The organism is Bacteroides muris (ex Fokt et al. 2023), from assembly GCF_024704895.1.
Taxonomy (GTDB): domain Bacteria; phylum Bacteroidota; class Bacteroidia; order Bacteroidales; family Bacteroidaceae; genus Bacteroides; species Bacteroides muris.
Map to the genome: position 1 here is coordinate 1 of NZ_JAMZEE010000077.1, position 6,741 is coordinate 6,741.

Annotated in this window: 11 protein-coding genes; 4 read left to right on the plus strand and 7 right to left on the minus strand. The window is 39.8% G+C overall.

Features of this window, described 5'->3' with window-relative positions; translation table 11 throughout:
- Together M1B78_RS17980 and M1B78_RS17985 are read right to left on the minus strand one after the other, a co-directional pair.
- Positions 1–415, minus strand: a 415-nt coding sequence (locus M1B78_RS17980; RefSeq protein ID WP_257941440.1) for a DUF5712 family protein, incomplete at its 3' end; no start/stop codon positions are given.
- Positions 412–1,014 (minus strand): BfmA/BtgA family mobilization protein, encoded by a 603-nt coding sequence (locus M1B78_RS17985; RefSeq protein WP_257941441.1) that lies wholly within the window; start codon positions 1,012–1,014, stop codon positions 412–414. The genes M1B78_RS17985 and M1B78_RS17980, both read right to left, overlap by 4 nt.
- A gap of 278 nt (positions 1,015–1,292) precedes the next feature.
- Between M1B78_RS17985 and M1B78_RS17990 the strand changes: the two genes are divergently transcribed.
- Positions 1,293–1,607 (plus strand): hypothetical protein, encoded by a 315-nt coding sequence (locus tag M1B78_RS17990; protein ID WP_257941442.1) that lies wholly within the window; start codon positions 1,293–1,295, stop codon positions 1,605–1,607.
- Positions 1,608–1,666: 59 nt separating this feature from the next.
- On the opposite strand, the gene M1B78_RS17995 is transcribed toward M1B78_RS17990, so the two are convergent.
- Complete coding sequence (locus M1B78_RS17995; protein WP_032530137.1) at positions 1,667–1,936, minus strand: Txe/YoeB family addiction module toxin; 270 nt, start codon at positions 1,934–1,936, stop codon at positions 1,667–1,669.
- Complete coding sequence (locus tag M1B78_RS18000; RefSeq protein ID WP_257941443.1) at positions 1,929–2,141, minus strand: prevent-host-death protein; 213 nt, start codon at positions 2,139–2,141, stop codon at positions 1,929–1,931. Before M1B78_RS18000 ends, M1B78_RS17995 begins: the two co-directional genes overlap by 8 nt.
- Positions 2,142–2,643: 502 nt before the next feature.
- Between M1B78_RS18000 and M1B78_RS18005 the strand changes: the two genes are divergently transcribed.
- From M1B78_RS18005 to M1B78_RS18015, 3 genes are all read left to right on the plus strand, one after another.
- Positions 2,644–3,735, plus strand: coding sequence for a replication initiation protein (locus M1B78_RS18005; RefSeq protein ID WP_257941444.1), 1,092 nt, complete (start codon positions 2,644–2,646; stop codon positions 3,733–3,735).
- A 293-nt stretch (positions 3,736–4,028) separates the two neighbouring features.
- Positions 4,029–4,529, plus strand: coding sequence for a hypothetical protein (locus tag M1B78_RS18010; RefSeq protein ID WP_257941445.1), 501 nt, complete (start codon positions 4,029–4,031; stop codon positions 4,527–4,529).
- A 13-nt stretch (positions 4,530–4,542) separates the two neighbouring features.
- A complete protein-coding gene (locus M1B78_RS18015; RefSeq protein ID WP_257941446.1) occupies positions 4,543–4,737 on the plus strand; it encodes a transcriptional regulator in 195 nt (64 codons plus the stop codon).
- 25 nt (positions 4,738–4,762) lie between these two features.
- On the opposite strand, the gene M1B78_RS18020 is transcribed toward M1B78_RS18015, so the two are convergent.
- From M1B78_RS18020 to M1B78_RS18030, 3 genes are all read right to left on the minus strand, one after another.
- Positions 4,763–5,653, minus strand: coding sequence for a hypothetical protein (locus M1B78_RS18020; protein WP_257941447.1), 891 nt, complete (start codon positions 5,651–5,653; stop codon positions 4,763–4,765).
- Between the two features lie 114 nt (positions 5,654–5,767).
- On the minus strand, positions 5,768–6,073 hold the full coding sequence (locus M1B78_RS18025) for an NVEALA domain-containing protein (protein ID WP_257941448.1): 306 nt from the start codon (positions 6,071–6,073) through the stop codon (positions 5,768–5,770).
- Positions 6,074–6,164: 91 nt separating this feature from the next.
- A partial coding sequence (locus M1B78_RS18030) for a DUF5712 family protein (RefSeq protein WP_257941449.1) occupies positions 6,165–6,741 on the minus strand: 577 nt, incomplete at its 5' end.

The window sequence follows — 6,741 nt, forward strand, 5'->3', positions numbered from 1 at the left end:
CGGCTCCCTTCCTCTCGAAATGGATCTTTCCATAATACTCGATATCCTCTTTGTTCAAGCCTTTTCCGAACCCTTCCGCATAGTGCTGCATCACATCATCACGCACATACTTTCTCATGGCTTCAGCCTGTTCCTTCTCTGTCTTGCCCATCTGCTCCAGCTCCCGGCTGGAAGGGCTTACCGTGATCACATAGAACTTCGCATCGTTCCGGCTCAATTTTGCCTTGTTGTTGTCTATCTTGAAGGTTACTTCCTGTGCGCTGATGTAGTCACGTGAGTTATTGAAAAACGGCTGCACTTCCCGGCCATTCTTCATGCGCTCCAGATCCTCATGCTGGAGGTAGGTCGTTACTCCTGTGCAGCTCCCTGTATTGGCATAGGTTCCGGAACCGCCACCCTGAATCTTTATATTCATAGCCCCCTCCTTTCCTTTTCCTTCTTATAGACTTTGTTTATGTCATCGAGCAGCCCGGTCTTTCCTTTTGCATCGAGGAAGGAAACGATATGTTGCATGGCCTTGAGTTGTGCCGTTTCGCTGGCTTCTATCCGCTTGAAAATAATCTCCTGGTTCTTCCTGATAGTTGAATCTGCATCCCGCACCGCTTTTTCTGCCCTGCCTATGGCCTTGCCGTTGTTGTCGGAACTGTTGATTATCCCGGCAAGCAGTTCCTTGTTGTCCTTCAGGAACCGCCTGAACTTTTCTTCCGAAAGTAAGGATGAAAGGCTTATGGTTATCTGTGTGCTGGCTCCGGCCAGAGCTTCACAAGCCGGACGCACAAGATCCGTTTCCTGTTTCTTCAGGAATGCGAACACCTGATCCATGCGCTTGATAAGCTTCTGCATTTCCTGTGCCGGACTTTCATGCTCGACCGGGTTTATACCGTACTTCTCAAAGTAGTTTATGGCATGAGTAATATACTCCATTTTTGACACACTGTTTGCCTTGGCCAGACGGTCAAGTTTAGCAAAAGTAGTACGTTCTACCGCTACCGTTGTTTTACTGTCTTTTTCCATATAATTATAAGGCTTATTATAACGAATTAATATACTAACTAATTGGTTTACAAGATAGTATATTTATTCATTATAACCAAATTATATTAGTACAATTTCTTAAATAGCTGATTTACAGCTAAAAGCCCCGTAGGGCAAGAGAAAAAAACAGGGCTTGCCCGGTTTCCTCTTGCTGCTGTTCTATCGAACACCCTCCCCAGCGCGAAATTAGCAAAGGGGACGGGGAGAGATAGAACACCTAACTTTGATTCCGTAACGAAATCAAATAAAACAGACCTATGGAAAAGAAACCAGGAAAAAAGACCGGGAAAGGTGGAGCCAGAGAAGGTTCCGGAAGAAAGGCTGTGTCCGGCATGTACACCAAGACCATGAGAGTGCCTACAGTAATGGAAGAAGAAGTGCTTTGCCTGATCGATATGTATTCAAATTGGCTGAAGTCCGGAAAAATGGAAAAGGGTATGGCAAGGCGTACCACTCCGGAACAGAGAATGAGAGCTATCCGGTCAATACAGGAAATGCTCGATTATGAGAAGCAGAGCCAGAAAGCGCACAAACAGGAAGAAGAGGATAAACGGCAGTTGTCTTTATTTTGATTCTGTCACAAATTCAAAAGGATTGCAGTAAGTTCCGAAACGGCACATACTGCAATCCTTCATTTGTCGTCATAATGCCCCCAGGCTGAAATGATGAACACAATTACGGTAGTCTCGTTGACCATATACCTGATACGGTTCTTCTTGTCCAGCTGCCTTGACCAGACACCCTCCAGGTATCTTAACTGTTCCGGATGTCCTGTACCCGTATATGGGTGTTCTCTGAGTTCATCAAGCAGCTTCTCCAGCTTTTTGAATAGCTGCGGAGAGGATTTTCTCATTAACAGGACATGTTTTACCGCTTCTTTGGAAAATTCTATCTCATACATTGCCTTCACCCTCTATACGGTTAAGAAAATCGTCCAGAGACTCGTTTTTAGCCATTCTGAAGGTTTTTCCGTTCCTGACATCATCAATACCACTCTGAATGGCCGCCAGCTCTTCTCTTGAAGGAAAATCGCCTTCCCTGACCGCACATACCATGATAGGTGCCGCATTGCGTCTGGAGATCAGGATCGTTTCCGTCTCTGCCATCTCGAAGTATTTCTTCTGGTTAGCGCGAAATTCGCGTGTTGTAACAATCCGCATAGTTATAATTTATTGGTTTACACTGCAAAAATAGGGATAAAAACCAATAAAACAAAAGTTTTGTGTACTTATTTGTGTACACGCGCGAAATGTTCGTTCCTTAAACCTCACTTCGTTCGGGAACTATTTGCTTTTGCTTTATATCAAGCGGCAAAAGCTTGGAAAATGAAGTGAAAACAAGCCATATTTCCTCTAAAATCCCTTGTCTGTTTATAGCATCTTCTGTTATTATGCCTATCCACCCCCGCAAAACAATCTTAGTTACAAGTACTTAAGACACTTGTTTACCTACTTTTTTAGCGTTGCATTACCTACTTTTTTAGCGTTGCTTACCCCCTTTTTTAACCTACTCTTTTAGCGTCATATACTACTTTATTATAAAAAATGTAGGTTATAAAAAATAAAAAACATATCTTTGCCGTATATCCACTCTAAAAATAGCAGAGATATGCCAAGAAAAAAAGGAATAACAGTACCTATCACAACCCAAAACAAAGATGTGACAACCACATTTAAGTTTGTTTTCGGCCATCATCCTGATATATCAATAGACGAACAAAGGGTTTTAGCCAGGATCCTTGAATTTGCAAGCCTCGAACTGCAAGGAAAGCTTATGAAAGACGAGATACACAGATTCAAGCGCTCCGAATGGGGTGCTGTAAACATGGAATTAAATGTAAAAGATTTCATGCTTAGTAGCGAAGGATGGTCTCATGAATATGTTCAAGGCGTGCTTAACAGACTATCCAGACGCTTTTTTACTTATGAAGACGATAAAGTATGGACACAAGCAACCTATATTGCAGAGCCTTTTTATGAAAAAGGAACTGGCAGAGTAACATTTACCGTACCAAAGCTTATGTGGTGGGCCATGAAAAACTTTGTAGGAGGTTACCGGGAATTTGAACTGAACAAAGCTTTAGCACTACCAACCACATATAGTTTTAGGTTTTATCTGCTAATGAGCGGACAGAAAAAGCCGTTTGAATTTAGTATTGAAAAGCTTTTTGAATGGCTTGCAATACCACTTAAAGATACAGCTATTCTCGATAAGGATGGAATGCCCAAAATTGCAAAAGCTGCATATAGGGATAAAAACGGCAAATTCCGCATAGACAACATCGAAGCTAAGGTAATAAAACCTGCAAAAGAAATATTGGACAAGACTTGTCCATACACGTTTGACTACACAAAAATCAAGGAAAACGAACGCAATCCAAGAAGTCGAGTGATAGGATTCAGGTTTTATCCTGTTTATCAACCAAAATACCGAGATCAAGAACTCGAAAAGAAAGAACTACTTATTCAAATACCAGGAAAGGCTCTTCTTGATAAAGAGATATACAACTATCTAACCGCACAAATAGGCTTTACCAAAGAAGAAGTCAACCGAAATAAGGAAATTCTCATAGAAGCCCAAAGAATCATACCAGATTTGGTTTATGAGCTGTCACTTCTGAAGGGAAAATCAAGAGATAAAAAGAACCCCAAGGGGTATATAATAAACGCACTGAAGGGAAAAGTAAAAGACAAGGAATAACTTTAATTTTGTAACACAATCAAAAAAAAATAGAGATATGAAGGAAGGTGATTTGGTAATGGTTTCAGCCGAAGCAATAGGCTTAGGATAGCCAATGGAAGCTGTCATAGACAAGATTGAAATATTCATGGGGCAAACCCTTGTAACAGTTACTTACACACAACCAGACGCCTTATCCGGCTTCGGTGGTTGTTTTGTAGATGCACATATAACAAAAAAACAATAATATATTTTTTGTAGAATATGTATATTACTAAATATATTCTTTATACTTTTGCACATAAACTGTTGATATGCAAGAAAAAACAAATATACAGACATCCACTCTAAGAGTACCTAAAAATATACTCGAAGAAATAAAAATATATTGCCGAAAAGCCGGAAAGCCTGTCGGAGAATGGGTTGAAACAGCCTGGAGGTTCATAGAAAAGAACGACTTCGACATCTATGACAAGGAAGCAACACCATTTCTTCCTGTTCCACCCGATATCGAGAAAGAAAGGAACCAGGTTGAAGCCTTGTGTATGCTTATGAGTGAGTTTATAACAGCACAAAAGCAAGTACAGCTACCGCCTCCAGAACTTATCGCAAAGGCAGTTGAAGAAAAGGTACGTGCTGAAATGAAAGCTGAAGAACAGGCTAAAGAGTTCCAGGTTCTTCAGGAAGAGAACAACCGATTGCGTAACGAAATCAAAGTTCTTCAGGAGTATAAGGAAAAGGCACACCGGGAACTTTGCCGTGTGCGTGACGAACAAAAAACAATAGGGAAAATCAAAGTAAATACAGAACTATAAATATATCAACAACATGAAAGTCGGAGATAAAGTATTAATTTCGCCAGACCTTACCAGACTGCCACAGTGGATATCTGGTACAGTTATAGAGGTCGAGGACAACCCATTTGTAGGGACAGTAATATCAGCTGAGACTGAAGACAAGGACGTCTATTTCGGTCAGGAAGATTTGTTTAAACTTCAAACAGAAGAAATATGTTTGCCATAAGTTTTGACATCATCCTAATCTGAAATTATAATTTTGCTATTATTGATGATAAATCACATCTGAATATATTATCATTGTCACTTTTAACAACATACATGGTTTTGCTATCACGTGAAACAGTAAACAGGTTTATTACACTGTTTATTTTAAATAATGACAACATATTTCCATCCCAATCCCAAACCTGAAAATACGTCGTTCCATCTTCTGCATTGTTGGGAATATACTTTACAAAAACGAACTCATCTGTATAAGAACATCCGGTATAGTACATTGTATCATTGTAGAAGTATTTTGATGGTTCTATAGAACTATTTCCTATGAAACCTTCAAATAAAACATTTCCATTAAAATCAAAAAGTTGCATGAATGGGATTTTATAATAAAAAAAAGCGATACATTCTTCCTTTATATTCACAGCTACATACACAGCTCTATTTTGGAAAGTTTTTATAATGTCATAGTCTGGTTCATATTTCTTGAACGGGAATTCAGGCATATCAGCCGCTTCCCCATTATTGGTATCATAGAGACTCCATTCTCCCTGTTTCTTTCCCGGCTGTATAAGAATCTTTCCATCTTTCAACGGATAAAGATTCTGGCATATATCCTCTTCCCATTCTATATTCTTACGCTTACTTATTTTCAATCCGTTTTCTACTTTCAGTATAGTTATAGTTGGAATTCCAAATCCGATTGTATAGAACTCATTATTATCAAACGTTCTCATCCATCTAAAAGGAAGCATATCGTTACCACCTTGTCCGTATATTAAATCACTATACAGATATCTCAAACTGTCAATGTCAAATATGTCAAAAATGGTATCTTTATTAAGGTTTGATATTATAAGATAATCCTCTGTTGTTGCTATACCGCTCGCATTCAATAGAATTCCGGAATCAATACTATCCATTTTTAATGAATGTATTTGGGACGGATAATTAATATATTTTAGTTTTTTGTCTAGGGATTTGGAACAAGCCCCTAGACAAAAAACTAAAATAATAAATAATAGTTGTTTCATATATCAGTGTTTATAGTAAGTACATTTTGTTTGCCCTGATGCCTCTTTTGCTATTACTAGATTTCCACAAGGTTCACAGTCTACAACTATTGGATATTGTACTCCATTTTGTAGCTCTTCTGGGGTTGGGGAGATAATAAATGCCAAACAATCAATTTTATCTCCATCATTCCATTCTCCACCAGCCAATGCTTCCACATTAGCTAATGCAAGTTCAGACAATTCGTTTTCCTGTTGTGATGCGTACACACCATATCCCCCTACTAAGGCAACAATTAGCATTAGTATTAATTTTACCGGTTTATTCATAAAAAATCATTTTAAAGGTTTCATTTCTCAAATATAGGAAAAGATTAAATAATAAACAACTTATTTTTTTTACTTTTTTCACCTAAATTTATCATCTTTCCATAATCACATACCCATTCCCCCCCCCCCGGCTTCTTTTCCTGGGCTGGTCGAGTTCTTCCTCCTGTTGCTTCTTCCGCTGTGGTACCTGATTGATATCTGGAACCTGGGAAATACTGTTTCCCTGTTGTTGGCTCTCTTCACGGCCTTGTTCCTGGTGTGGTTCCTGAAGATCCCGGCTCCATTCGGCTTTCATCTTCTCAAGCCGTTCATGGTTCACACGTTCCGCCCACTCCTTTTTCTGGAATATTTCTTTCGGGCTTCCGTTCTTCATGGTATTGAGATAGTCAAAGGTCTGTTCCGGGGCCCGGTCATACCCTGTGAGCTTGTCAAATGAGGTTTCACACTTTCGGAAAAAATCTGTTCTGTCGAAACCGCCCTTCACGTTTCCGCAGTTCTTCTTCCCGGTGTGGTTGGTCTTTGGGCTTAGCTTCCTGGTGTTGCTCCTGTCCTTCCGGCTGACGATGATATGTGCGTGCATGTCGTACCGGTCGGCTCCCTTCCTCTCGAAATGGATCTTTCCATAATACTCGATATCCTCTTTGTTCAAGCCTTTTCCGAACCCTTCC